Here is a 24,884-nt window from a genome sequence, read left to right as displayed (position 1 = left end):
TATGGAGACCGAGACGGCCACTCGCTGGCTGAGCGACGCGGAGCAGCGTGCCTGGCGCACCCACCTGGACGTCAGCCGACTGCTGACGCACCAGCTGGAGAGAGACCTCCAGCCGTTCGGCCTGACCATGAACGACTACGAGATCCTCGTCAACCTCTCCGAGGCCGAGGAGCAGCGCCTGCGGATGAGCGACCTCGCGTCGCTCACCCTGCAGTCCAAGAGCAGGCTCTCGCACCAGATCACCCGCATGGAGAACGCCGGGCTGGTCAAGCGCGAGAACTGCGAGTCGGACCGGCGCGGGCTCTTCGCGGTCCTCACCGACCTCGGCGGGGAGACGATGCGGAAGGTGGCGCCGTACCACGTCGCCTCCGTCCGCAAGCACTTCATGGACCTGCTGACGCCCGAGGCGCTGGCCGAGCTGCACGCGGCCCTCACCCCGATCGCGGACCATCTGCGCGGACGGCGCGGCAGGCCGTAATCGCTGCCCGAGGCCGTGTTGTGAAAGTAGCGCCCTCCGGGCGGGACTTTCACAACACGGCCCGGTGCGTACCGGGGCGGCCCGTACGCCGCCCCGGTGCGCGCAGCCCCTCAGGGCGCTGCCGCGGTGACCCCCGCGACCAGCTCGTCGGCCGCGCCGTACGGGTCGAGCCGGCCCGCCACGATGCGCTCCGCCAGTGCTTCGAGCCGGCGGTCGCCGTGCAGGTCGGCGATCCGCTCGCGCAGGGCGGCGACGGCGATCGTCTCCACCTCGCGGGCCGCCCGCGCGGTGCGCCGGGCCGCCAGCACCCCGTGCTCCTCCATCCACGCCCGGTGCTTCTCCAGTGCCTCGACCAGTTCGTCGACGCCCTCGCCCCGGGCGGCCACCGTCTTCACGATCGGGGGCCGCCAGTCGCCCGGCCCCCGGGACTCCCCGAGGCCGAGCATGTGGTTCAGCTCCCGGGCGGTGGCGTCCGCGCCGTCCCGGTCCGCCTTGTTGACCACGTACACGTCTCCGATCTCCAGGATTCCGGCCTTCGCCGCCTGGATGCCGTCGCCCATGCCCGGCGCGAGCATCACCACCGAGGTGTCGGCCTGCGAGGCGATCTCCACCTCGGACTGGCCCACCCCGACCGTCTCCACCAGCACCACGTCGCACCCCGCCGCGTCCAGCACCCGGACGGCCTGCGGCGCCGAGCGGGCGAGGCCGCCCAGATGGCCCCGGGTCGCCATGGACCGGATGTAGACACCGGGGTCGGATGCGTGGTCCGACATCCGCACCCGGTCCCCCAGCAGCGCCCCGCCGGAGAACGGCGAGGACGGGTCGACCGCGAGCACCCCGACCCGTTTCCCGGCCTTGCGGTACGCGGTGACCAGCGCCGAGGTGGAGGTGGACTTCCCCACCCCGGGCGAGCCGGTCAGCCCGACGACGTACGCGTGCCCCGCCAGCGGGGCCAGCGCGGCCATCACCTCGCGCAGCTGCGGCGAGGCCCCCTCCACCAGCGAGATCAGCCGGGCGACGGCCCGCGGCCCGCCCCGCCGTGCCTGTTCGACCAGGGTGGGGACGTCCACCATCACCGCTCCGTTCCTCTTCGCCGCGCGTGCCCTGCCGCCGCGCGGACCACCCGTGACTACTTGCCCGGTACGCGGATGATCAGTGCGTCGCCCTGACCGCCGCCGCCGCAGAGCGCCGCCGCACCGGTGCCGCCACCGCGCCGCTTCAGCTCCAGCGCCAGGTGCAGCACCACGCGGGCGCCGGACATCCCGATCGGGTGACCGAGCGCGATGGCCCCGCCGTTCACGTTGACCTTCTCCGGAGTGATGCCCAGGTCCTTCATCGACTGCACGGCGACGGCCGCGAACGCCTCGTTGATCTCCACCAGGTCCAGGTCGCCGACGGTGAGCCCGTCCTTCTTCAGGGCGTGCCGGATGGCGTTGGACGGCTGGGACTGGAGGGAGTTGTCCGGACCGGCCACGTTGCCGTGGGCGCCGATCTCGGCGAGCCAGTCCAGCCCCAGCTCCTCGGCCTTCGCCTTGCTCATCACGACCACGGCGGCGGCCCCGTCCGAGATCTGCGAGGACGAGCCGGCGGTGATCGTGCCGTCCTTGGCGAAGGCGGGCCGGAGCCTGCCGAGCGACTCGGCGGTCGTCTCGGGGCGGATGCCCTCGTCCTCGGAGAAGAGCACCGGGTCGCCCTTGCGCTGCGGGATCTCGACCGGGGTGATCTCGGCCTCGAAGAGGCCGTTCTTGCGGGCGGCGGCGGCACGCTGGTGGGAGAGGGCGGCGATCTCGTCCTGCTCCGCGCGCTCCAGACCCAGACGGGTGTTGTGCTTCTCGGTCGACTCACCCATCGCGATGTTCTCGAAGGCGTCGGTCAGACCGTCGTACGCCATCGCGTCGAGCATCTCGATCGCGCCGTACTTGTACCCCTCGCGGGACTTCGGCAGCAGGTGCGGGGCGTTGGTCATGGACTCCTGGCCGCCGGCCACCACCACGTCGAACTCGCCGGCGCGGATCAGCTGGTCCGCCAGCGCGATGGCGTCGAGCCCGGAGAGACACACCTTGTTGACGGTGAGCGCGGGAACGTTCATCGGGATGCCCGCCTTGACGGCCGCCTGACGGGCCGGGATCTGGCCCGCGCCCGCCTGGAGCACCTGGCCCATGATCACGTACTCGACCTGGTCGCCACCGATGCCGGCCCGGTCCAGCGCCGCCTTGATGGCGAAGCCGCCCAGCTCCGCGCCGGAGAAGCTCTTCAGGGAGCCGAGCAGCCGGCCCATGGGCGTACGGGCGCCCGCGACGATCACTGAGGTGGTGGTACCTGTCGTTCCTGACATGGGCACGGCCCCTAAGGAGGTGAGGGTGGTTAACGAGGGTTGACTTGAAAATGTACTGAGACGCCCACCGTCCGTCATCCGGCAGCGTGTGTGATCGCGCGCACCTTGCCAATCCTCCTCTCGGACGCTGCACTGGTCCCATGCTGACGCGAATCGACCACATCGGGATCGCCTGCTTCGACCTCGACAAGACGGTGGAGTTCTACCGCTCCACGTACGGCTTCGAGGTCCACCACTCGGAGGTCAACGAGGAACAGGGCGTACGCGAGGCCATGCTGAAGATCAACGGCACCTCCGACGGCGGGGCCTCCTACCTCCAGTTGCTGGAGCCGACCCGGCCCGACTCGGCCGTCGGCAAGTGGCTGGAGAAGAACGGCGAGGGCGTCCACCACATCGCCTTCGGCACCGAGGACGTCGACCAGGACTCCTCGGACATCCGCGAGAAGGGGGTACGCGTCCTCTACGAGGAGCCCCGCACCGGCTCCATGGGCTCCCGGATCACCTTCCTCCACCCGAAGGACTGCCACGGCGTCCTCACCGAACTGGTCACGTCCCGGACGGAGCACTGACCGCCGGATACCCGGCCCGGTAGAGTGGGCAGTTCCGGGCCGGGGCCGGGGTCGGGGGCGTGCAGACGTCCCTGTCGTTCGTCTGTCACCATTCCCCGGGGGACCGCTCGCCGGCGGGCGGTCCTGTATGGAGAGTTGCGACCAGGGGACGGATGGGACCGCGCAGTGCGGGGCTACGAACGCCAGGAGAGCCACCGAGCTGAAGACGACCACCTCTCGCGGTTCGAAGCCGAGATGGACCGGCTGAAAACCGACCGGGAGAAGGCCGTCCAGCACGCCGAGGACCTCGGTTACCAGGTCGAGGTCTTGCGAGCCAAGCTGCACGAGGCTCGGCGCAATCTCGCGACCCGACCCGCCTACGGCGGCGCGGACATGGGATACCAGGCCGAGCAACTGCTCCGCGATGCCCAGGGCCAGGCCGAACAGATGCGCGCCGACGCCGAGCGCGAGCTGCGCGACGCCCGGGCCCAGACGCAGCGCATCCTCCAGGAGCACGCGGAGCACCAGGCCCGGCTCCAGGCCGAGCTGCACAACGAGGCGGTCCAGCGCCGCCAGCGCCTCGACCAGGAGCTGGCCGAACGCAGGCAGACCGTCGAGGCCCACGTCAACGAGAACGTCGCCTGGGCCGAGCAGTTGCGCGCCCGCACGGAGTCGCAGGCCCGCCGGCTCATGGAGGAGTCCCGGGCCGAGGCCGAGCAGTCCGTCAACGCCGCCCGCAACGAGGCCGCCCGGGTCGCCGAGGAGACCCGCCAGCGGCTCGGCTCCGAGGCCGAGACCTCCCGCGCCGAGGCCGAGGCGATCCTGCTGCGCGCCCGCCGGGACGCCGAGCGGATGCTGAGCACCGCCGCGGGCCAGGCGCAGGAGGCCACCCAGCACGCCGAGGAGCTGCGGTCCACGACCACCGCCGAGGCCGACCGGGCCCGCCGGCAGGCGACCGAACTCCAGCGCTCCGCCGAACACCACGCCCAGGAGGCCGAGACCCGGCTGCGCGAAGCGCGGCTGGAGGCGGAGAAGCTGCTCTCCGAGGCCAAGGACGCCGCGTCGAAGACGCTGGCCGGAGCCGAGTCCCAGAACGAACAGCGCACCCGCACCGCGAAGTCGGAGATCGCCCGCCTCGTCGGCGAGGCCACCAAGAACGCCGAGACGCTGAAGGAAGAGGCCGAGCAGGCCCTGGCCGACGCCCGAGCCAAGGCCGAGCGGCTCGTCGCGGAGGCCGCCGAGAAGGCGCGTACCGCCGCTGCCGAGGACACCGCCGCCCAGCTCGCCAAGGCCGCCCGCAGCGCCGAGGAGGTGCTGACCAAGGCGTCCGAGGACGCGTCCTCCACCACCCGGGCCGCGGCCGAGGAGGCCGAGCGCATCCGCCGCGAGGCCGAGGCCGAGGCGGACCGGCTGCGCGGCGAGGCCGCCGAGCAGGCCGACCAGCTGAAGGGCGCGGCCGAAGAGGGCACCAAGGAGTACCGGGCCAAGACGGTCGAGCTCCAGGAGGAGGCCCGCCGGCTGCGCGGCGAGGCCGAGCAGCTGCGCTCCGAGGCGGTCGCCGAGGGCGAGCGCATCCGGGGCGAGGCCCGCCGCGAGGCCGTCCAGCAGATCGAGGAGGGTGCCCGCACCGCCGAGGAGCTGCTGACCAAGGCGAGGACGGACGCCGAGGAGCAGCGTGCCTCCGCCTCCACCGAGAGCGAGCGGGTCCGTACCGAGGCCGGCGAGCGCGCGGCGGCCCTGCGCAAGCAGGCCGAGGAGTCGCTGGAGAGCGCCCGCGCCGAGGCCGAGACCCTGCGCACCGAGGCCGAGGAGCAGGCGGAGTCCACCAAGACGGCGGCCGAGGAGGCCGCGGCCGGGCTGCGCGCCGAGACCGAACGTCAGGTCGCCGCCCGCGCCGAGGAGGCCGCGGCGGAGCTGGACCGGCTGCGTACCGACGCCGAGACCCGGGTCGCCTCCGCCGAGGAGGCCCTCGGCACGGCCCGTACGGAGGCGGAGCGCATCCGCCGCGAGACGGCCGAGGAGTCCGAGCGGCTGCGCGGCGAGGCCGCCGAGCGGCTGCGCACGCTCCAGGAGCAGGCCGAGGCGGAGGCGCAGCGGCTGCGCGACGAGGCCGCGGCGGACGCGGCCCAGTCGCGTTCCGAGGGCGAGACCGTCGCCGTACGGCTGCGTACCGAGGCGGCGACCGAGGCGGAGCGACTCAAGTCCGAGGCGCAGGATACGGCCGACCGGGTGCGGGCCGAGGCGGCCGCCGCCGCCGAGCGCGTCGCGACCGAGGCGGCCGAGGCGCTGGAGGCCGCGCAGGAGGAGGCCAACCGGCGTCGCCGCACGGCCGAGGAGACCCTGGAGGCGGCCCGGTCCGAGGCCGGGCAGGAGCGCGAGCGGGCCCGCGTGCAGAGCGAGGAGCTCCTCGCGTCCGCCCGTACCCGCGTCGAGGAGGCGCAGACCGAGGCGCAGCGGCTCGTCGGCGAGGCGGAGAGCCGGTCGGCCGAGATGGTCGCGACCGCCGAGCAGACCGCCCAGCAGGTGCGCGAGGCGGTCGCCGGGCTGCACGAGCAGGCCGAGTCGGAGATCGCCGCGCAGCGTACGGCCGCCGAGCAGGAGGCGACGCGGACGCGTACCGAGGCGCAGGAGGAGGCGGACCGGCTGCGTGCCGACGCCGCAGCGGAGCGGGAGCGGGCCGGCGAGGACGCCAACCGCATCCGTCAGGTCGCGGCCGAGGAGTCGGACGCGGCGAAGGCGCTCGCGGAGCGGACCGTCACGGACGCCATCGCGGAGTCCGAGCGGCTGCGCGCGGAGGCCGCGGAGTACAGCCAGCGGGTACGTACCGAGGCGTCGGACTCCCTCGCGTCCGCCGAGCACGACGCGGCACGGTCCCGTGCGGAGGCCCGCGAGGACGCCAACCGCATGCGCTCGGACGCGGCGGAGCAGGCGGACCGGCTGGTCGCGGAGGCAACCGGTGAGGGCGAGCGCATCCGCCAGGAGGCGACCGACTCGTCGAACCAGCTCGTCGGCGAGGCCACGCGGGAGGCCGAGCGTCGGCGGTCGGAGGCGGCGAAGACCGTGGCCTCGGCCCAGGAGCACGCCACCCGCACCCGCGAGGAGGCCGCGCAGCTGCGTACCGACGCGGAGGAGGCGTCCGAGAAGCTGCTGGGCGACGCCCGCGAGGAGGCCGAGCGCGTGCTGGACGAGGCGCGCCAGGCGGCGGCCAAGCGCCGGGCGGACGCCGCCGAGCAGGCCGACCAGCTGATCAACAAGGCGCGCGAGGAGGCACTGCGGACGGCCACCGAGTCGGAGGCGCAGGCCGACACCATGGTCGACGCCGCCCGCAAGGAGGCCGTCCGGATCACCTCGGAGGCCACCGTCGAGGGCAACACCCTGGTGGAGCGGGCGCGTACGGACGCCGACGAGCTCCTGGTCGGCGCGCGGCGCGACGCCACCGCCACCCGGGAGCGCGCGGAGGAGCACCGCACCCGCACGGAGGCCGAGGTCGAGGAGCTGCACGAGCGGGCCCGCAGGGAGACGTCCGAGCAGATGAAGACCGCCGGCGAGCGTGTCGACCATCTGATGAAGGTCGCCACCGAGCAGCGCGACGAGGCCGACAAGAAGGCCAAGGAGCTTCTGTCGGACGCGAATTCGGAGGCCGGCAAGGTCCGGATCGCGGCGGTCAAGCGTGCGGAGTCGCTGCTCAAGGAGGCGGAGGCCAAGAAGGCCGAGCTCATCCGCGAGGCCGAGAAGCTGCGGGCCGAAGCCGAGGCCGAGGCGAAGCGTACGGTGGACGAGGGCAAGCGCGAGCTCGAAGTCCTCGTGCGCAGGCGCGCGGACATCAATACGGAGATCTCCCGTGTCCAGGACGTACTGGAGGCGTTGGAGTCTTTCGAGGTTCCGGCAGGAGGCGGGAAGGCCACCGGCGGTGGAACTCTCGGGGCGGGCCTCAAGGCCGCCGCCGGCGCGGGCACCCGCGCGGGCGGCAAGCAGACGGAGGGCTGAGGGGGTCTCGGGGAGGGATGACGGGGTGCGGAATCACGTGCGCACGGCGGTCCGGTCGCCCCGGAGAGTGATCATCGCTCCCCAGGTCGGCCACCCGAAAGAGGTGTCATTCTCCAGATCAAACTGGTATCTCCACGCTGACACGCCGCTTTGGCCCCTAGGATTCCCTCTATCACCTCACCGGTCTCATTCGACAGGAAACCCATGAGCGACCCCTCTTCCCCCTTCGGCTTCGAGCTCGTGCGACGTGGTTACGACCGCGGTCAGGTGGACGACCGCATCACCAAGCTCGTCGCCGACCGTGACAGTGCGCTCGCGCGCATCACCTCCTTGGAGAAGCGCATCGAGGAGCTCCACCTCGAGACGCAGAACGCCCAGGCCCAGGTGAGCGACGCCGAGCCCTCCTACGCCGGCCTCGGTGCCCGCGTCGAGAAGATCCTCCGCCTCGCCGAGGAGGAGGCCAAGGACCTGCGCGAAGAGGCCCGCCGCGCCGCCGAGCAGCACCGCGAGCTGGCCGAGTCGGCCGCCCAGCAGGTGCGCAACGACGCGGAGAACTTCGCCGCCGAGCGGAAGGCGAAGGCGGAGGACGACGGGGTCCGCATCGTCGACAAGGCCAAGGGCGAGGCGACCACGCTGCGCACCGAGGCGCAGAAGGACGCGCAGCAGAAGCGCGAGGAGGCGGACGCCCTCTTCGAGGAGACCCGCGCCAAGGCCGCCCAGGCCGCCGCGGACTTCGAGACCAACCTGGCCAAGCGCCGCGACCAGTCGGAGCGTGACCTCGCGTCCCGTCAGGCCAAGGCCGAGAAGCGCCTGGCGGAGATCGAGCACCGCGCGGAGCAGCTCCGTCTGGAGGCCGAGAAGCTCCGTACGGACGCCGAGCGCCGGGCCCGCCAGACGGTGGAGACCGCGCAGCGCCAGTCCGAGGACATCGTGGCCGACGCGAACGCCAAGGCCGACCGCATCCGCAGCGAGTCGGAGCGCGAGCTGGCGGCGCTCACCAACCGCCGCGACTCGATCAACGCCCAGCTGACCAACGTCCGCGAGATGCTGGCGACGCTGACCGGCGCGGCCGTGGCCGCCGCTTCCTCCCCGGTGGACGACGAGCCCGCCACCCGTGGTGTCCCGGCCCAGCAGACCCGCTGACGCCGTCTCACACCCTCGGCCCGCTTTCGTGCGCCCGGTTCCGCCTTTGTGGTGGCGCCGGGCGCGCGGCCGTTCTAGCGTGAACGCATGATCGAGCTCGAAGGACTGACCAAGCGCTACGGCCAGAAGGTCGCCGTCGACGCCTTGTCCTGCCGGATCAGACCGGGGATGGTCACCGGCTTCCTCGGACCGAACGGCGCGGGCAAGTCCACGACGATGCGGATGATGCTCGATCTGGACAATCCGACCAGCGGTTCGGTGCGCATCGACGGCAAGCGGTACCGCGAGCTGGACGAACCGCTGAAGTACATCGGAGCGCTGCTCGACGCCAAGTCGATGCACGGGGGCCGGAGCGCGTACAACAATCTGCTCTGCCTGGCGCAGAGCAACCGCATCCCCGCCTCGCGGGTCGCGGAGGTGCTGGACACGGTCGGGCTGAGCGCGGTGGCGAAGAAGAAGTCGAAGGGCTTCTCGCTGGGCATGGGGCAGCGGCTCGGCATCGCCTCGGCCCTGCTGGGCGATCCGCAGATCCTGATGTTCGACGAGCCGGTCAACGGTCTCGACCCGGAGGGCATCCACTGGATCAGGAACCTGATGCGCGCGCTCGCCGCCGAGGGCCGGACCATCTTCGTCTCTTCGCACCTGATGAGCGAGATGGCGCTGACGGCGGACCATCTGATCGTGATCGGTCAGGGCCGGCTGCTCGCCGACACGTCGATGGCGGACTTCATCCACCAGAACTCACGGAGTTTCGTGCGGCTGCGCTCCCCGGAGCAGGAGCGGCTGCGGGACGCGCTGGCCGCGGGCGGCTTCACCCCGGTCGAGGCGGGGAACGGCACCCTGGAGGTCGACGGGGCGACGAGCGAGCAGCTGGGTGAGCTGGCCGCGCGCCATCAGCTCGTCCTGCACGAACTGAGCCCGCAGCGGGCCTCGTTGGAGGAGGCGTTCATGCAGATGACGGCGGGTTCGGTGGAGTACCACGCACACGGCGAGGTCAACGGCCCGGCCGGCGGGGGCGCGGTTCCCCCGGCGGCGGCCGGCGGCTCCGGTCCCGCGCCGGGGGTCTGGGGAGAAGGCTGGAACGACGGCACCGCGGGCGGCTCCGGTCCCCGCGACCACGGCAAGGGGGTGTGACCGATGGCATCGGTACCCGCGGTCCTGACCTCCGAGTGGACGAAGATCCGCACGGTCTCTTCCACCACCTGGACGCTCATCTCGGCCTTCGTCGTCACGGTGGCGATGGGAGCGGCCCTGAGCGCCCTGTTCGCTTCGCAGTTCGACGATCTCTCGGCCACGGACCGGGCGACGTTCGACCCGACCTTCGTCTCGTTCTCGGGGATGATCCTCGGTCAGCTCGCCATGGTCGTCTTCGGCGTGCTGGTGGTCGGTACGGAGTACAGCTCCGGGATGATCCGCACCTCGCTCGCGGCCGTGCCCCGGCGGGGCACCCTGCTCTTCAGCAAGATCGCGGTGGCCGGGGTGCTGGCCCTGGTCGTCGGGCTGATCACCGGCTTCGTCGCCTTCCTGCTCGGGCAGGCGCTGCTCGGTGACCACGGCACGGACCTCGGGTCGGACAACGTGCTGCGCGCGGTGTTCGGCAGCGGCATCTACATGGGGCTCATCGCGGTCTTCTCGATGGGTGTGGCCGCGATGCTGCGGAGCTCGATGCTCTCGCTGGGCATCCTGATGCCGTTCTTCTTCCTCGTCTCCCAGATCCTGGCCTCCGTGCCGGGCGCCAAGACGGTCGCCCGGTACTTCCCCGACCAGGCGGGCTCGAAGATCATGCAGGTGGTGCCGAACGCGATGGGCAGCGACGAGGCGCCGTACGGGCCGTGGGGCGGGCTCGGCATCATGGCGCTCTGGGTGGTCGCGGCACTGGTGGGCGGGTACCTCGTGCTCCGGGAGCGGGACGCGTAGGGCCGTTTCGCGATTCCCGGCGGGGACGGGGTGCCTGGTACGCCTCGCGGCCGGGTCCCGCGCACCGGCGGCGCCTTCGGCGGAACCGTCCGGCGCTGGTTATCCTCCTCACTCATACGGGGGCGTCCGGCCGGAGGGGCCGGGCCCCGACGACGGATGAGTCGATGGGGCTGGGAATGATCGAGGCAGTCGGCCTGACCAAGCGTTACGGCGCACAGACGGCCGTGGAGGACCTTTCCTTCCGGATCAGGCCGGGGATGGTCACCGGGTTCCTCGGCCCGAACGGGTCGGGGAAGTCGACCACCATGCGGATGATGCTCGGGCTCGACCGGCCGACCTCGGGGCATGTGACGATCGGCGGCCACGCCTATCCGAGCCTGCCGAACGCGCCGCGCCAGGTGGGCGCGCTGCTGGACGCGAAGGCGGTCCACGGCGGGCGCAGCGCCCGCAACCACCTGCTGTCGTTGGCCCAGCTGGCGGGTATTCCGGCCGCCCGGGTCGACGAGGTGCTCGGCGTGGTGGGCCTGCGCGAGGTGGCCGGCCGGCGTTCCCGCGGCTATTCGCTCGGGATGGGGCAGCGACTGGGGATCGCGGCGGCGCTGCTGGGCGATCCGCAGGTGCTCCTCTTCGACGAGCCGGTCAATGGCCTCGACCCGGAGGGCATCCTCTGGGTCCGCAATCTGATGAAGGCGCTGGCGGCCGAGGGCCGTACGGTCTTCGTCTCCAGCCATCTGATGAGCGAGATGGCGCTGACGGCGGACCATCTGATCGTGATCGGGCGCGGCAGGCTCCTCTCCGACATGAGCGTGAAGGAGTTCATCTCGGTCAACTCCGCGGACTTCGCCCGGATCAGGGTGGCCGAGGACGCTCCGGAGCTCCGCGAGAAGGTGACCGCCGTGCTGGCGGAGGCGGGCGGGCGGGTGCTGTCCGAGCCGGACGGGGCGCTGCGGGTGGCCGGGCTGCCGCTGCCGAGGATCAGCGACCTCGCGCACGGGGCGGACGTCCGGCTGTGGGAGCTGTCGCCGCACCAGGCGTCCCTGGAGGAGGCGTACATGCGGATGACGCAGCACGTCGTGGACTACCGTTCGACGGATGACGCGAAGGCGGGGCTCCGGCCGCCCACGCCGCCGTACACCGTCCCGCAGCCCGCCCAGGACCCCGGCGTGTACGGGCCGCCGCAGCCCACGCAGGGGTGGACCCAGGGGTGGTACGCACCCGCGCCGCCCGGCCAGAACCCGTACGCCACCGACCCGGCGGCCACCCCGGTCGTGCCTGCCACCCCGGTCGCGCCTGCCGCCCCGGCAGCCGCCCCCGCGCGGGCGGTGTCCGCACCGGCCACGCCCTCCCCTGCGCCCACCACGCCGGCGCCCGCGCCCGCCGAGCCGAAGACCAGCGAGGACTCCCGATGACGACACCGGCCACGCCACCGCTCCCCCAGGCCCACCCGCAGCCCGGACCGGGCCCGGCCGTGCACGGACCGGCCGCCCCCGGCGGGGTGCCCCGGCTCAGCTACTACGTCTCGCCGATCCCGGTCCGCCCGGCCACCTTCGGCGACGCGCTGGCCTCCGAGTGGACGAAGATCCGCTCGGTGCGCTCCACGATGTGGACGCTCGGCACCATGCTCGCGCTGATGCTGGGCATCGGGGTACTCGTCGCCTTCGGCGTGAACGCCGCGAGCGACCCTGGTCTCGAGGAGGCCGACTCGGACGTGCTGAGCCTCGGTTTCTTCGGGGTGCTGCTCGGTTCGATCTGCGTGATCACGCTCGGCGTGCTGACCATCGCGTCGGAGTTCGGCACCGGCATGATCCGTACGACGCTGACGGCGTGCCCCAGCCGGAGCCGGGTGCTCACGGCGAAGGCGCTCGTCTTCTTCCTGCTGGTCCTCGTCCTCACCACGGTGGCGGCGACCGTCGTCGCCATGCTCCAGACGGCCGTCCTCGGGGGCGGCGCGGCCGCCTCGGGCGCCGACTGGCTGCGGGCCACGGTCGGGGTCGGGCTCTACACCGCGCTGCTCGGGCTGCTCTCGCTCTCGGTCGGCACGATCGTCCGGCACTCGGCGGGGGCGATCACCATCATGATCGGGGTGGTGCTGCTGCCGCTGGTACTGGCCCTGTTCATGGCTCTCGACCAGCTGAACCGGCTGCGGGAGCTCCTCTTCGAGTACTCCGTGCCCAGCCAGATCGCCGCGCTCTACGACTCCTCGATCACCGAGTCCGGCCCGTCCGGCTGGGACTCGGTGGCGATCATGTTCCTGCTGGCCGGTGTCGTGTTCGGCGCCGCCCATCTGGCGCTGAACCGCCGGGACGTCTGACGCACCACCGCCCGCCCCCGGGAGTCAGTGGCGCGGGGCGTTCCGGGACCGCTGCACCCGTGTGGTGCGGCGGTCCTTCGCGTTCCAGCACGCCTTGTGCCAGTGCCGCCGGTCGTCGATGCCGCCGTACTCGGGCCACGCCACCAGATGCGGCGCGCCGGACGGGATCTCCTGGTCGCAGCCGGGGCAGCGGTAGCGCTTGCCCTGCGCGCTCGCGCCTGCCACCGGCCGCACCGACCACTCCTCGCCCTGCCAGCTCTCGGTGGCCGCGCCGCCGCCGTACCGGTCCCCCGTGAAGTTCTCTTCGGCGGACGGGCTCTCGCCGCCCTTGGGGCGGTTGCGGCGCGGGGACACGGGACACCTCACGGGGGGGGGCTGGGCGGGAACGGGGTTTTCCGGACTTCCACCCTAAAGGGGTGGGGGGACCACGGAGGGACCGCCCGCCCACCCGTCCGCCAGCCGCGCATGCCCGGCGGAGAGGCGGGCAACGGAGGTAGTTACCGGAAAATCGCAACATTTTCGCCGCGGCCCGTGCCTTTGGCACGTGTCAGGCGTTGATGCCGGTAGGGGAAAACCGCGTCGGCCGCAAGGAGGCAGAAGGCGATGCGCGTGGGAACGTTCGTACTGGCAGCACAGTTTCCGGGTCAGGGACAGGGCGAGGCCCTGCACCGGGCGATCCGGACCGCCGAGGTGGCGGAGGAGTCGGGGCTCGACTCCGTGTGGCTGGCGGAGCACCATTTCGTGCCGTACGGGGTCTGCCCCTCGGCCGTGACACTGGCCGCGCTGCTCCTCGGCCGCACCCGCAGAATCCGGGTCGGCACGGCGGTCAGCGTGCTGCCGACCCAGCACCCGGTGGCCCTCGGCGAACAGGCGGCGCTGCTCCACCTGACGTCCGACGGCCGGTTCAGCCTCGGCGTGGGCCGGGGCGGGCCCTGGGTCGACCTGGAGGTCTTCGGCGCGGGCCTGGAGGCGTACGACAGCGGTTTCCCGGACTCCCTGGACCTGCTGCTCGACTGGCTGCGCGAGCCCCGGGTGGCCGGGCGCGGCAGCCGCTACCCCTTCCGCGAGGTGGCGGTGGTCCCGCGCGCGGACGAACTGCTCGACGCGGACGGGGCGCCGCTGCCCGGACCGGAGGTGATCGTGGCGTGCACCTCGCCGAAGACGGTGCGCCTCGCCGCGGAGAAGGCCCTGCCGATGCTGCTCGGGATGCACTGCGGGGACGAGGAGAAGGCGGAGATGGTCGCGTTGTGGCGCCGCAGCGCCCGGGAGGCCGGCCATCCGCCGGAGGTCGTCGCGGCGGCCGCGCACGTCTCGGCGGGCGTGGCCCAGATCGGTGACTGCCGGGAGGACGCCGCGCAGACCCTGCTGAAGGCGATGCCGGAATGGCTGCGGGACGGCCTGGGCAAGCATGTGACCGTCGACGGCCGGTACCGCGTGATGCGCGACCCCGTGGCGTACACCGAACTGCTCTGCGGGCTGCACCCGGTGGGGCCGCCGCGGTTCGCCGCCGACCGGCTCGCGGCCACGGCCGAGCGCACGGGCATCACCCGCTTCGCGCTCCTCTCCGAGGGTTCCGGCGACCTCGCGGCAACGGAGGAGAACGTACGCCGGCTGGGCACCGAGGTGCTGCCGCTGCTGGTCTGAGGGGACACGGTGGCACCGGCACCCGGGCACCGGTCCGTCGGTACGGCGGCACGGGACACCGCCGCTCCGGGCCGGGACCGTCTCCCGGGGGCGCCGGCCCCGGCCCGGAGCGGCGGTGGAGATGGTCAGCAGTCCCGGAGTTCGGGCGACTGGTTGAGCAACTGGCCTCTCACCGAGGTGAACTTGGCCAGCCGGTCGTCGACCGAGGGGTCCAGCGGGAAGACCGCGACACGGTGGCAGTTCTGGAATGCCAGTCGCACTCCGAAGTGCCGCTGCAGGGCTCCGCGTATCGCGTCGCTCGCGAGCGCGCGCAGCAGCTGGCCGCGTGCCTGCTCGTTCGGCGGCGGCGTCTGGTTGTCGGCGAACTGTCCGCCGTCCACCTTCAGCTGGGCCACCAGCGAGCTGATCATCTCCCATGCGTAGGGCAGGGAGGTCCGGACGCAGTCGACGAAGTCGGCTTCGTCGACCTCGCCTCGCTCGGCCTGTTCCAAGAGGGCCGGTGAGACGTCGAGCGACATGGGTTCTCCTCTCGCGACCCCGGCAGGAGGCCGGGGCCTTACGGGCACGGCAGAAGGACGGCGGCGACGCAGCGTGCACGTCCGACGACCTCCTGCTTCCACGGTAAGGGTGCGGTCCTGGTCGCACCAGGAGATTGGGAACACAACCGGCCAACAACGAAACCGAGCAAAGAGGGGCAAGACCCTATGCGCTCCAGCAGGGGCTGAAGTGGCTCAGGAGGTGCGAATCGCGCCGACCGCCCGTTGTCGAGTAGCGTTGCCGACCATGCGTCTCGTCATCGCCCGTTGCTCCGTGGACTACGCGGGCCGGCTCACCGCCCACCTGCCCTCCGCTCCCCGTCTGATCCTGGTGAAGGCGGACGGCAGCGTCTCGATCCACGCCGACGACCGGGCGTACAAACCGCTCAACTGGATGTCCCCGCCGTGCACCTTGAAGGAGGGCTCCGGCGACGACCAGGGCACCTGGACCGTGGTGAACAAGGCGGGCGAGAAACTGATCATCACGATGGAGGAGATCCTCCACGACTCCTCGCACGAGCTCGGTGTCGATCCCGGCCTGATCAAGGACGGTGTGGAGGCGCACCTCCAGGAGCTGCTCGCCGACCGGATCGAGATCCTGGGCGAGGGTTACACCCTGATCCGCCGCGAATACCCCACCGCCATCGGCCCCGTGGACATCCTCTGCCGGGACTCCGAGGGCGCGACCGTGGCCGTGGAACTCAAGCGGCGCGGTGACATCGACGGGGTCGAGCAGCTCACCCGTTACCTGGAACTGCTCAACCGCGATCCCCATCTGGCGCCGGTGCGCGGCATCTTCGCGGCGCAGGAGATCAAGCCGCAGGCGCGGGTGCTCGCCACGGACCGCAAGATCGGCTGCGTGGTCCTGGACTACGACGCGATGCGCGGTATCGAGGACGACAAGCTGCGGCTGTTCTGATTTCCGGCCGGCCCGAGCCGGCTGCCGACGACCGGACGGCCTGATCGACAAGCCGTCCGGTTTTCGATGTTTCGGGCGAAGCCGCGTGTCCGGAAAACGTCACATCGTCCGGAAATCGACCGCTCAGGCTCCGTCCGGTGTGGCCGTCGCGGTACCGGGGCTTCCCCAGGGGCTCGCCTCGGCTGTTCCCGAGGCACTGGCCGAGGCTTCTCCCCCGCCGCTCTCGCCGCCTCCGGCTCCGCCGTCTCCGCCCTCGGTCGGCTCGCCGGTGGACGTGCCCGTGGGCGTCGGCGTGGGGGGCTCGCTGTCGTCCCCGGTGGGCGTGGGGTCCGGGCTGGTGCTCGCGGAGCCCGTGGGTGAGGACGTGGACGAGGAGGAGCCGCCGGCCGGCGGCTTCGTCGCCGTGCTGCCGCTGTCCGTCGCGGTGGGCGAGGTGGTGCCCGGGGCCGGGCTCTGCGCCGTGCCGCTGCTGCTGCCGGGAGAGGGTGTGCCGGTGGCGTCCGGGGCGGGCGTGCCGGACGGGCCGGGCTGGACGGAGGCGCTGCCGGTCGGTGCGGAGCCGCCGCCCGCGCCGTCGTCCTCGGCCGGGGTGCCCTCGGACGGGACCGTGCTCTCCTCGTCGCCCTCCTCGGCGGAGTGGCCGGGGGTGACGCTCCGGTTGCCCGTCTCCTCGCTGCCCGCGGCGGCGCCGAGCGTCACGACGGTACCGAGCACCGCGACCAGCAGCGCTCCCGCGCCCACGGCCACCAGGTTGCGCCGGGCCCCGTCGACGACGGTCCGGCCCAGGGCCTTCACGCCGGCGGAGCGCCCGCCCTTGCCCGGTACCGGTACCGCCCGGGTCACCGGCACCAGCTCGTCCACCACCAGCGTCTGCCGCGGCAGGGCGGGCAACGGGGTCAGGGCCGGCAGGACTTCGGTCGCGGCGCCGTCGCCGCGGGCGCCCGCGGCGGATTCCGCCGGGGTCCCGGCCGACATCGCCCCGGGCAGCAGCGCGCCGGACCGGTCGGTGACCAGGGCGAGCGCACGGCGGCCGGCCACGGCACCGGACCGGTCGGCGAGCGCGCCGCGCAGGCCGATCGACGCCTCCAGCTCCGCCCGCGCCCGGTCCAGGTGCCCGGAACAGAGCGCGAGGATGCCCAACTCGTGGTGGAAATAGGCTTCTTCGGCCACCTCGCCGCCCAGCCGGGACGCCTCCTGGCCGACCCGCAGCGCCCTCTCCCAGGCTCCCCAGTGCAGGGCGGCGGCGAAGGCGGGGCCCGCGCTCCGGGCGAGCCGGACGACGGCCGGGGCCGCCTCCGGGCTACCGCCGGGGAGCAGGGCCGCCATCGCCGCGAGTACGGCGTCGGCTTCGGCGACCGCGCGCGCGGGGCTGACCGAGGGGTGCTTGACCCACCAGGCGTAGTGGTCGGCGACGGTACGGGCGCGGTCCTCGGCGCCCTCGGCGTAGCCGCCCAGCTCCAGCTGGAGCTGGACCCCGGCGGCGAGCCGGTAGCGGGATCCGGCCGGCGAGAGGAGCCCGACGCCGGCGAGTTCGCCGAGCGCGGCGTCGGCGTGGGTGTGCCCGATCAGCGCCGGGAGGTGGGCCTGGTGCGGCACCTCGCCGCCGAGCGCGACGGCGAACCGCAGGGCTTCCCGGGCGGCCTCGCTGAGCCGGGAGGCCAGCAGCAGGGCGGGCGCGGCAGCCTCGCCGATACTGGGCAGCGGCACCTCGTCGTCCAGGACCGGAACGAGGGGGACGGGCGGGGCGCCCGCGGGACGCTCCTCGAACGCGCCGTACTCGTCGAAGTCGTCCGGGATCTCCCGGAGCTGGTCGCGCTGGCGCAGCAGGGCGCCCGCCTGGACGAACCTCAGCGGGAGCCCCTCGGACTCGAACCAGAGGTCGCCCGACCAGTTCGACTCCTCGTCGGTGAGCGGCCGTCCGGCCACCCGGCCCAGCAGGTCGGTCGCGGCGGCGCGGCTCAGTCCGGCGAGGGTGACCTCGTCGAGTTCGGCGTCCGCGGCCACGTCGGGGGTGGTCCCGAAGAGGAAGGCGCACTCCGGCGTGGCTTCGAGGAGTTCGTCCAGGGCGGCGCCGTCGAACTCCAGGTCGTCCACGACGACGACCGCGCCGATCCCGGAGAGCGCGCCCAGCAGTTCCTCGCGCTCGGGGCGGTACAGCGTGGCGTCGTACACGGTCTCGTAGAGCGCGTACAGCAGGTCGGGGGCGGTGCGCCGGTGGCCGGAGAGCCGGACGACACCGTCGGGCGCGAGTTCGGCGCACTCCGCCGCGACGGCCTCCAGCAAGGCGGTGCGACCGGAGCCGGCCGGGCCGCTGAGCCGGGCCGAACGGCCCCTGGTGAGCAGGCGTACGAGCCGTCCGCGCTCTTCCTGACGTTCCAGCAGCGGAAGTTGCGGGGCGGGCGGGCCCGGCGGTACGGGGGGTTCCGCCGCACGCTCGCGGGCCGCGCGCTCCTCCGCGGTCCGCCGGACCGGCGTCTCGGGCCGCACTCCGGGCGGGCAGGGTTCGGCCTCGCTGCCGTCCACGGGGTTGACCGTGATCCGGAGGTCGCCGGATATGAGTCGCACGACGCGGACCTTGGCCCCCGCCTGCGGTACGAGTTCGTTCGGCAGGGCGTCGCGGGACGGCCGGCGCCGGGCGGGCACCTCGCCGTTCCGCTCGGCGTCGTGACCGCCGTACTGCTCAGGGTCCCGTGCTGTCGGGTTCATGGTCCAAGTCCCCCAGACGCGTCGCGCTGCTGCCCGTCCGGCGCGCACGTGCCGCTGTTGCTCGTGGGTGTCCGTCCGCGGTTTCGGTCGATCGACGGACGGCCGAACCCTAAACCTTCGTGCGCTCCGTCGCGTCGGCGGGGGTGGACGGGGCCCGGGACATCACGTTCTCAGATGTATTGCCCGGTTCGGTCGGTGGTCATGCCGGACACCACCCGGCGTCCTCCGCCGTGCGACGGTCACGGCGGAGGCCCCCGGAGGCCTGCCGTACACCCGGGCGAGGGGCGTTCACGTTTCTCTCGTCCGTCACTTCAACCTTTCGCGGGTCTCCCGCCTCAGTAATCGGTGAAGGGCGGGTGGGACCGAGACCCACCGCGGACGTCCACGGACGACGGAGGCAGTCACTGTGACAACGACAGAGACAACGGCAACGGCAGCGACGGCGACGACGGCAGCGACGGCAGCGACGGCAGCGACGGCAGCGACGGCGGCGACGGCGACACGGTGGCGCAGCGCACCGGCCGTGCTGGCGGTGGCAGGAATGCTGCCGGCCGGGGGCTCTCTCCCTACCGGGGCTCTCCGGGCCGCGAGCTCCGGAGAACCGGCGTGCGAGTCAGGAGACTTGACGGCGCAGGGAGCGCGTCTCGCGTCCGCGCCCGCTCTTCGGTACGCCCTCAGACCCTCGGCAGGGCTTCGGCGGCGATCCCGCCCTCGATGGCGAGGATGCGGTGGAGACGGGTCGCCACCAGCAGGCGCTGCATCTGCGGAGGTACGCCGCGCAGCACCAGGCGGCGTCCGGCACGGCCCGCCCTGCGGTGCACTCCCATGATCACGCCGAGCCCGGTGGCGTCCCAGGAGTCCAGTTCGGTCAGATCGAGCACGAGGTCACCGACGCCGTCGTCGACGGCGGCGTGCAGAGCCGTACGGGCGTCCGCCGCGCTTCGGACGTCGAGGCGGCCCCCGACGACCAGCTCGGCATGGTCGCCCCTGATGTGCATATGCGCTCCCCGTATCGCTTCGTACAGAAGTCCGTGTGGCTGCCCGCTTCTGTCACAAGTGACTGTGTCAGGAGCGGGGAAGTTGCCGCTTGTGAGCGAACCGATACCGAATTCACCCTGTGGGGTGATGCCGGTCCGCTGCTCCGGCACCGTTTCTGGTCCGGCTTCCCCTGGGGCCGGGTACGACCCCCTCGTGTTCCCGGGCGACCGGGGCCCGGCCGACGGCGCGGCCCGGGGCCCCGGGGAACCGGGGTGATGATCAGTAGGTGTAGAAGCCCTGCCCGCTCTTGCGGCCGATGTCACCCGCGTCGACCATCCGGCGCATCGACTCGGGGGCGGCGAACTTCTCGTCCTGCGACTCCGTGTAGATGTTGGAGGTCGCGTGCAGGAGGATGTCGACGCCGGTCAGGTCGGCGGTCGCGAGCGGGCCCATGGCGTGGCCGAAGCCGAGCCTGCAGGCGGTGTCGATGTCCTCGGCGGTCGCGACGCCCGACTCGTGGAGCTTCGCCGCCTCGACCACGAGCGCGGAGATCAGCCGGGTGGTGACGAAGCCCGCCACGTCGCGGTTGACGACGATGCAGGTCTTGCCGACCGACTCGGCGAACTGCCGTGCAGTGTGCAGGGTTTCGTCGCTCGTCTTGTAGCCCCGGACGAGTTCGCAGAGCTGCATCATCGGCACGGGCGAGAAGAAGTGCACGCCGACCACCCGCTCCGGGCGCTTGGTCACCGCCGCGATCTTGGTGATCGGGATGGCGGAGGTGTTGGAGGCGAGGACGGTGTCCTCGCGCACGACCTCGTCGAGGGTGCGGAAGATCTCGTGCTTGACTTCCAGCTTCTCGAACACGGCCTCGACCACGACGTCCACGTCGGCGACGGCGTCCAGATCGGTGGTCGTGGTGATGCGGGCGAGCGCGGCCTCGGCCTCCTCGGCCGACAGCTTGCCCTTGGCGACGAACTTCTCGTACGAGGCCTTCACGGAGTCCAGTCCGCGGGTGAGGGCCTGGTCGGTGACGTCCCGCAGCACGACGTCCCAGCCGGCCTGGGCGGAGACCTGTGCGATACCCGATCCCATGAGTCCGGCCCCGATGACAGCGAGCTTCCCGGCCACGTCACACCCCTTTGGTCTTGTCACCCGTGCGGCAGTTCTGACGCACTCTCTCCGACTGTCCTTCATGTGCTCTCCGGCGGAGATTAGTACCCGTGAGGGGCGGTGTGACCGCTTAGAGATGCGCGTCACGTCTCACATGACGGACATCACACCGGCCGGCGTCAGGCGGCGGCCACCGGGCGGCAGTTGCCGCGTGACCACGGCCACGCGAGGAAGGGCGCCCGGGACGGTGCCGTCCCCTTAGCCTGGTCGCATGGTCAATCTGACGCGCATCTACACCCGTACCGGCGACACCGGCACGACCGCCCTCGGTGACATGAGCCGCACCGCCAAGACCGATCTGCGGATCTCGGCCTACGCGGACGCCAACGAGGCCAACGCGGTCATCGGGACGGCGGTGGCCCTCGGAGAGCTCTCCGAGGACGTGGTGAAGGTCCTCGTCCGGGTGCAGAACGATCTCTTCGACGTGGGCGCCGACCTGTCGACGCCGGTGGTGGCGAACCCGAAGTACCCGCCGCTGCGCGTGGAGCAGAGCTACGTCGACAAGCTGGAGGCCGACTGCGACCGCTTCCTGGAGGAGTTGGAGAAGCTGCGCAGCTTCATCCTTCCGGGTGGCACCCCGGGCGCCGCGCTGCTCCACCAGGCGTGCACGGTCGTCCGGCGCGCGGAGCGCTCGACCTGGGCGGCGCTGGAGGTGCACGGGGACGTGATGAACCCGCTGACGGCGACGTACCTCAACCGCCTGTCCGACCTTCTGTTCATCCTGGCCAGGACCGCGAACAAGGAGGTCGGGGACGTGCTCTGGGTGCCGGGCGGGGACCGCTAGGACATTCGTTCCCCAACCTGCCGGGAGCCGTCGGACACTGCCCGCTACCAGGGCCTGACGGCCTGGCCGGGCAGCGGACGCGGCGGCGGGCGGTGGGCGAGCAGGCGGTCGGCCATGGCGGAGCCGAGGCGGCCGAGGGCGTGCAGGTGATCGTGGTCGCGGCTCATGCCGGCGACCGCGCCCAGGCGGTGGACGAGCCGTTCGCGGGCGGAGACGTAACCCCATTCGAAGTCCTCGACGGCCACCCGGGCGAGCTGGTCGGCCGTGCCGCGGTGGGCCCGCTCGACGAGCGCGTCGCCCTGGATCAGCCAGCCCGCGCACGCGTCGGCGAGGTCGCCCGGCACGTCCTTCCCGGTGAGGTCACGCCAGGTGGTCCGGTAGACCGACTCGGCCTCGGCGAGCGGGTGCCCGGTGACCGACATGGCGCACCAGCAGGTGGGGAAGCCGATGCGGACGTAAGCGAGTTCGACCAGGCCGTTGCCGAGCGCGGCCCGTTCGAAGTCGACGAAGCGGACACCCTCGGCGGTGCGCAGGTCATTGCCCGGGCAAGGGTCGCCGTGCAGCAGTGCGTGGTGGAGCGTGGGGTCCAACCGCTGGAGCAGGTCGTCGAGTTCGCGGTGGACCGCTGACGGTACGGGCACGTCCAGCGCCCGCGCCAGGGCGAGGAAGGACTCCGCGTCGGCGGCCGTGGGCCCCGACCAGGCGGGGAGCGTGCCCGCGTCGGCGGGCCCGGTCAGCGCGTGCAGGCGGGCGAGCGACTCCGCGTATCCGGGCAGCCAGTCGTCCGTCTTACCGAGGTCGTCCACGTGCTCGAGGACCATCACCCGCGCGAGCGGGTCGGCGGCGAGGACCGCCGGGGCCACGGCGGGCCCGACGGCCCGAGCCGCCAGGCGCAGCCCGGCGAGTTCACGTGCGAAGCGCGCGTCCGCGTCGGCGCCCGCGTCCCCGCCGTCGATGATCTGCTTGACGACGACCAGCCGCCGGTCGGTCAGCCTCACCCGCCACACCCGCGAACGGGGGCTGCTGTCCAGCAACTCGGCCCGCTCGGGGACGCCCACGGCGGAAAGCAGCTCTTCGTTCAGGGGAATACGCCTCCGCATGCCGACGAGCGTATCCGGGCTTCACTCGCCGGGAAGAGCTTCCCGGCGCCACGGAAGTCCACCCGGTGGCGGGCCCGTGGCGTGCGACGGAAGCCGTCGCACGCCGCGGAGAGCCGAGTCGGCGGACCGTTCACTCACCCGCCCGGGTCGCATGTGGTGCCACGAAGACGCACGTCAGCGGGGGACGGCCGGCCCCGGACCGGGCCTTCGGAGCCAGGAGGCTTTGGAACCACGAGAGTTGGACCTGTGATCAGCTCCGCTGCCACCCCTCGGGTTCCCCTGGTCCAGACCTCTTGACGATTGGTCCAGACCTTCCTAGTCTCACCGCAACACACTGCGATGGGCGCGCACATGACAAAGCGCATCCAGGGCGGCGCAGGGTCTGCAGTCCACGAACCACCCCCCGTTTGTCGGACCTCACCCGAGGAGCACCGTTGAGCACCGAGACCCCCGAACGCCGGACCAGATTCGGCTGGGCGCTCAGAAGAAGCGCCAGGACCAAGGCGATAGCGGGCTTCTCCGCGCTGTTGCTGCCGATCGCCGCGATGGTCGGCCTCGCCACTCCCGCGTCGGCGGCCACCTCGGCCACCGCCACCTACGTCAAGAAGACCGACTGGGGCACCGGCTTCGAGGGCCAGTGGACCGTGAAGAACACCGGTACCACCGCGCTCTCCTCGTGGACCATCGAGTGGGACTTCCCCTCGGGCACCTCGGTCACCTCCGCCTGGGACGCCACCGTCACCAGCTCCGGCACCCACTGGACCGCCAAGAACCTCGGCTGGAACGGCAGCATCGCCGCCGGCGCGAGCGTCAGCTTCGGCTTCAACGGCGCGGGCGCCGGCTCCCCCACGGGCTGCAAGCTCAACGGCGCCTCCTGTGACGGCGGTACGACGGTCCCGGGCAACAGCGCCCCGTCCGCCCCTGGCACCCCCACCGCGAGCGCCATCACCAACACCTCGGCGAAGCTCAGCTGGACCGCCGCCACCGACGACTCGGGCATCAAGAACTACGACGTGCTGCGCGACGGGGCAAAGGTCGCCACCGTCACCACCACGACGTACACCGACAGCGCACTGACCGCCGGCACCAGCTACTCGTACTCCGTGCAGGCGCGGGACACCTCCGACGTGACGGGCCCGGTCTCCGGCGCCGTGAGCGTCACCACCACCGGCGGTGGCACCACCACCCCGCCCACCACGGGCAGCAAGATCAACCTCGGCTACTTCACCGAGTGGGGCGTCTACGGCCGCAACTACCACGTGAAGAACCTGGTCACCTCGGGCTCCGCCGAGCAGATCACGCACATCAACTACGCCTTCGGCAACGTCACCAACGGCCAGTGCGCCATCGGCGACTCCTACGCCGACTACGACAAGGCGTACACCGCCGACCAGGCCGTCGACGGGGTCGCCGACACGTGGGACCAGCCGCTGCGCGGCAACTTCAACCAGCTCCGCAAGCTGAAGGCCAAGTACCCGAACATCAAGGTCCTCTGGTCCTTCGGCGGCTGGACCTGGTCCGGCGGCTTCGCCCAGGCGGCGCAGAACCCGGCCGCGTTCGCCCAGTCCTGCTACAACCTGGTCGAGGACCCGCGCTGGGCCGATGTCTTCGACGGCATCGACATCGACTGGGAGTACCCCAACGGCTGCGGCCTGACCTGTGACACCAGCGGCCCGGCGGCCCTGAAGAACCTCACCTCCGCGCTGCGCAACAAGTTCGGTTCCTCCGCCCTGGTCACCGCCGCCATCACGGCGGACGGCTCCACCGGCGGCAAGATCGACGCGGCCGACTACGCGGGCGCCTCGGCGAACCTCAACTGGTACAACGTCATGACGTACGACTTCTTCGGCGCCTGGGCGAACACCGGCCCGACGGCCCCGCACTCGCCGCTGACCTCGTACACCGGCATCCCGACGGCCGGCTTCACCAGCGCCGACGCGATCGCCAAGCTCAAGGCCCAGGGCGTCCCGGCGTCCAAGCTGCTCCTCGGCATCGGCTTCTACGGACGCGGCTGGACCGGCGTCACCCAGGACGCGCCCGGCGGCACCGCCACCGGCGCGGCGGCCGGCACCTACGAGGCGGGCATCGAGGACTACAAGGTCCTGAAGACCAGCTGCCCGGCCACCGGCACCATCGCCGGCACGGCCTACGGCCACTGCGGCACCAACTGGTGGAGCTACGACACCCCGTCCACCATCGCCTCCAAGATGGCGTGGGCGAAGAACCAGGGCCTGGGCGGCGCGTTCTTCTGGGAGTTCAGCGGCGACACCACCAACGGTGAGCTCGTGAAGGCGATGGGCAGCAACCTCAAGTAGCCCTCCCCGGGGC

Annotated in this window: 20 protein-coding genes; 12 read left to right on the top strand and 8 right to left on the bottom strand. The window is 72.3% G+C overall.

From position 1 onward, the window contains the following. Position 1 precedes the first annotated feature (1 nt). Complete coding sequence (locus OHA55_RS22820; protein WP_266709193.1) at positions 2-478, top strand: MarR family winged helix-turn-helix transcriptional regulator; 477 nt, start codon at positions 2-4, stop codon at positions 476-478. 110 nt (positions 479-588) lie between these two features. Here the strand turns inward: OHA55_RS22820 and meaB are convergent, their stop codons facing one another. Next, positions 589-1,551, bottom strand: coding sequence for a methylmalonyl Co-A mutase-associated GTPase MeaB (gene meaB / locus OHA55_RS22815; protein ID WP_266709191.1), 963 nt, complete (start codon positions 1,549-1,551; stop codon positions 589-591). Between the two features lie 56 nt (positions 1,552-1,607). After that, positions 1,608-2,813 carry an acetyl-CoA C-acetyltransferase gene (locus tag OHA55_RS22810; RefSeq protein ID WP_266709189.1) on the bottom strand — a complete coding sequence of 402 codons (1,206 nt, stop codon included), beginning with the start codon at positions 2,811-2,813 and terminating at the stop codon, positions 1,608-1,610. A gap of 140 nt (positions 2,814-2,953) precedes the next feature. Between OHA55_RS22810 and mce the strand changes: the two genes are divergently transcribed. From mce to OHA55_RS22775, 7 genes are all read left to right on the top strand, one after another. After that, entirely contained in the window at positions 2,954-3,382 is a 429-nt protein-coding gene (mce, locus tag OHA55_RS22805) for a methylmalonyl-CoA epimerase (protein WP_266709187.1), read from the top strand. A gap of 165 nt (positions 3,383-3,547) precedes the next feature. Next, positions 3,548-7,348, top strand: a complete 3,801-nt coding sequence (gene scy / locus OHA55_RS22800) for a polarized growth protein Scy (protein WP_266709185.1) — start codon at positions 3,548-3,550, stop codon at positions 7,346-7,348. Between the two features lie 204 nt (positions 7,349-7,552). Continuing rightward, positions 7,553-8,491 (top strand): cellulose-binding protein, encoded by a 939-nt coding sequence (locus tag OHA55_RS22795; RefSeq protein ID WP_266709183.1) that lies wholly within the window; start codon positions 7,553-7,555, stop codon positions 8,489-8,491. Positions 8,492-8,578: 87 nt separating this feature from the next. Next, on the top strand, positions 8,579-9,625 hold the full coding sequence (locus tag OHA55_RS22790; RefSeq protein WP_266709181.1) for an ATP-binding cassette domain-containing protein: 1,047 nt from the start codon (positions 8,579-8,581) through the stop codon (positions 9,623-9,625). A 3-nt stretch (positions 9,626-9,628) separates the two neighbouring features. After that, a complete protein-coding gene (locus OHA55_RS22785) occupies positions 9,629-10,408 on the top strand; it encodes an ABC transporter permease (protein WP_266709179.1) in 780 nt (259 codons plus the stop codon). A gap of 176 nt (positions 10,409-10,584) precedes the next feature. After that, entirely contained in the window at positions 10,585-11,817 is a 1,233-nt protein-coding gene (locus tag OHA55_RS22780) for an ABC transporter ATP-binding protein (RefSeq protein ID WP_266709177.1), read from the top strand. Continuing rightward, positions 11,814-12,719 carry an ABC transporter permease subunit gene (locus OHA55_RS22775; protein WP_266709175.1) on the top strand — a complete coding sequence of 302 codons (906 nt, stop codon included), beginning with the start codon at positions 11,814-11,816 and terminating at the stop codon, positions 12,717-12,719. Before OHA55_RS22780 ends, OHA55_RS22775 begins: the two co-directional genes overlap by 4 nt. Positions 12,720-12,743: 24 nt before the next feature. Here OHA55_RS22775 and OHA55_RS22770 read toward each other — a convergent pair whose 3' ends face one another. Beyond that, positions 12,744-13,073 carry an ATP/GTP-binding protein gene (locus tag OHA55_RS22770; RefSeq protein ID WP_266709173.1) on the bottom strand — a complete coding sequence of 110 codons (330 nt, stop codon included), beginning with the start codon at positions 13,071-13,073 and terminating at the stop codon, positions 12,744-12,746. 249 nt (positions 13,074-13,322) lie between these two features. On the opposite strand from OHA55_RS22770, the gene OHA55_RS22765 reads away from it, so the two are divergent. Beyond that, positions 13,323-14,363: an LLM class flavin-dependent oxidoreductase gene (locus OHA55_RS22765; RefSeq protein ID WP_266709171.1), complete on the top strand. Its 1,041-nt coding sequence runs from the start codon at positions 13,323-13,325 to the stop codon at positions 14,361-14,363. 125 nt (positions 14,364-14,488) lie between these two features. On the opposite strand, the gene OHA55_RS22760 is transcribed toward OHA55_RS22765, so the two are convergent. Then, a complete protein-coding gene (locus OHA55_RS22760; protein WP_266709169.1) occupies positions 14,489-14,881 on the bottom strand; it encodes an SCO5389 family protein in 393 nt (130 codons plus the stop codon). A 265-nt stretch (positions 14,882-15,146) separates the two neighbouring features. On the opposite strand from OHA55_RS22760, the gene nucS reads away from it, so the two are divergent. Beyond that, complete coding sequence (gene nucS, locus OHA55_RS22755; RefSeq protein ID WP_266709167.1) at positions 15,147-15,818, top strand: endonuclease NucS; 672 nt, start codon at positions 15,147-15,149, stop codon at positions 15,816-15,818. A 123-nt stretch (positions 15,819-15,941) separates the two neighbouring features. Here nucS and OHA55_RS22750 read toward each other — a convergent pair whose 3' ends face one another. From OHA55_RS22750 to OHA55_RS22740, 3 genes are all read right to left on the bottom strand, one after another. Beyond that, positions 15,942-18,524, bottom strand: coding sequence for an ATP-binding protein (locus tag OHA55_RS22750; protein WP_266709165.1), 2,583 nt, complete (start codon positions 18,522-18,524; stop codon positions 15,942-15,944). Positions 18,525-19,198: 674 nt separating this feature from the next. After that, complete coding sequence (locus OHA55_RS22745) at positions 19,199-19,522, bottom strand: STAS domain-containing protein (RefSeq protein WP_266709163.1); 324 nt, start codon at positions 19,520-19,522, stop codon at positions 19,199-19,201. Positions 19,523-19,781: 259 nt separating this feature from the next. After that, a complete protein-coding gene (locus OHA55_RS22740; protein ID WP_266709161.1) occupies positions 19,782-20,630 on the bottom strand; it encodes a 3-hydroxyacyl-CoA dehydrogenase family protein in 849 nt (282 codons plus the stop codon). Between the two features lie 253 nt (positions 20,631-20,883). Here OHA55_RS22740 and OHA55_RS22735 point away from each other — a divergent pair, with 253 nt between their 5' ends. Next, positions 20,884-21,456: a cob(I)yrinic acid a,c-diamide adenosyltransferase gene (locus OHA55_RS22735; RefSeq protein WP_266709159.1), complete on the top strand. Its 573-nt coding sequence runs from the start codon at positions 20,884-20,886 to the stop codon at positions 21,454-21,456. Positions 21,457-21,500: 44 nt separating this feature from the next. Here the strand turns inward: OHA55_RS22735 and OHA55_RS22730 are convergent, their stop codons facing one another. Then, the gene (locus OHA55_RS22730) at positions 21,501-22,556 is read right to left on the bottom strand and encodes an aminoglycoside phosphotransferase family protein (RefSeq protein ID WP_266709157.1); all 1,056 of its coding nucleotides are present in this window, start codon (positions 22,554-22,556) and stop codon (positions 21,501-21,503) included. Positions 22,557-22,990: 434 nt separating this feature from the next. On the opposite strand from OHA55_RS22730, the gene OHA55_RS22725 reads away from it, so the two are divergent. Further along, a complete protein-coding gene (locus tag OHA55_RS22725) occupies positions 22,991-24,871 on the top strand; it encodes a glycoside hydrolase family 18 chitinase (protein ID WP_266709155.1) in 1,881 nt (626 codons plus the stop codon). The last annotated feature ends 13 nt before the right edge of the window (positions 24,872-24,884 follow it).

Source organism: Streptomyces sp. NBC_00102, from assembly GCF_026343115.1.
GTDB lineage: Bacteria > Actinomycetota > Actinomycetes > Streptomycetales > Streptomycetaceae > Streptomyces.
Note: the sequence above shows the minus strand (reverse complement) of the source record. Positions and strands in the feature narration are given on the sequence as shown.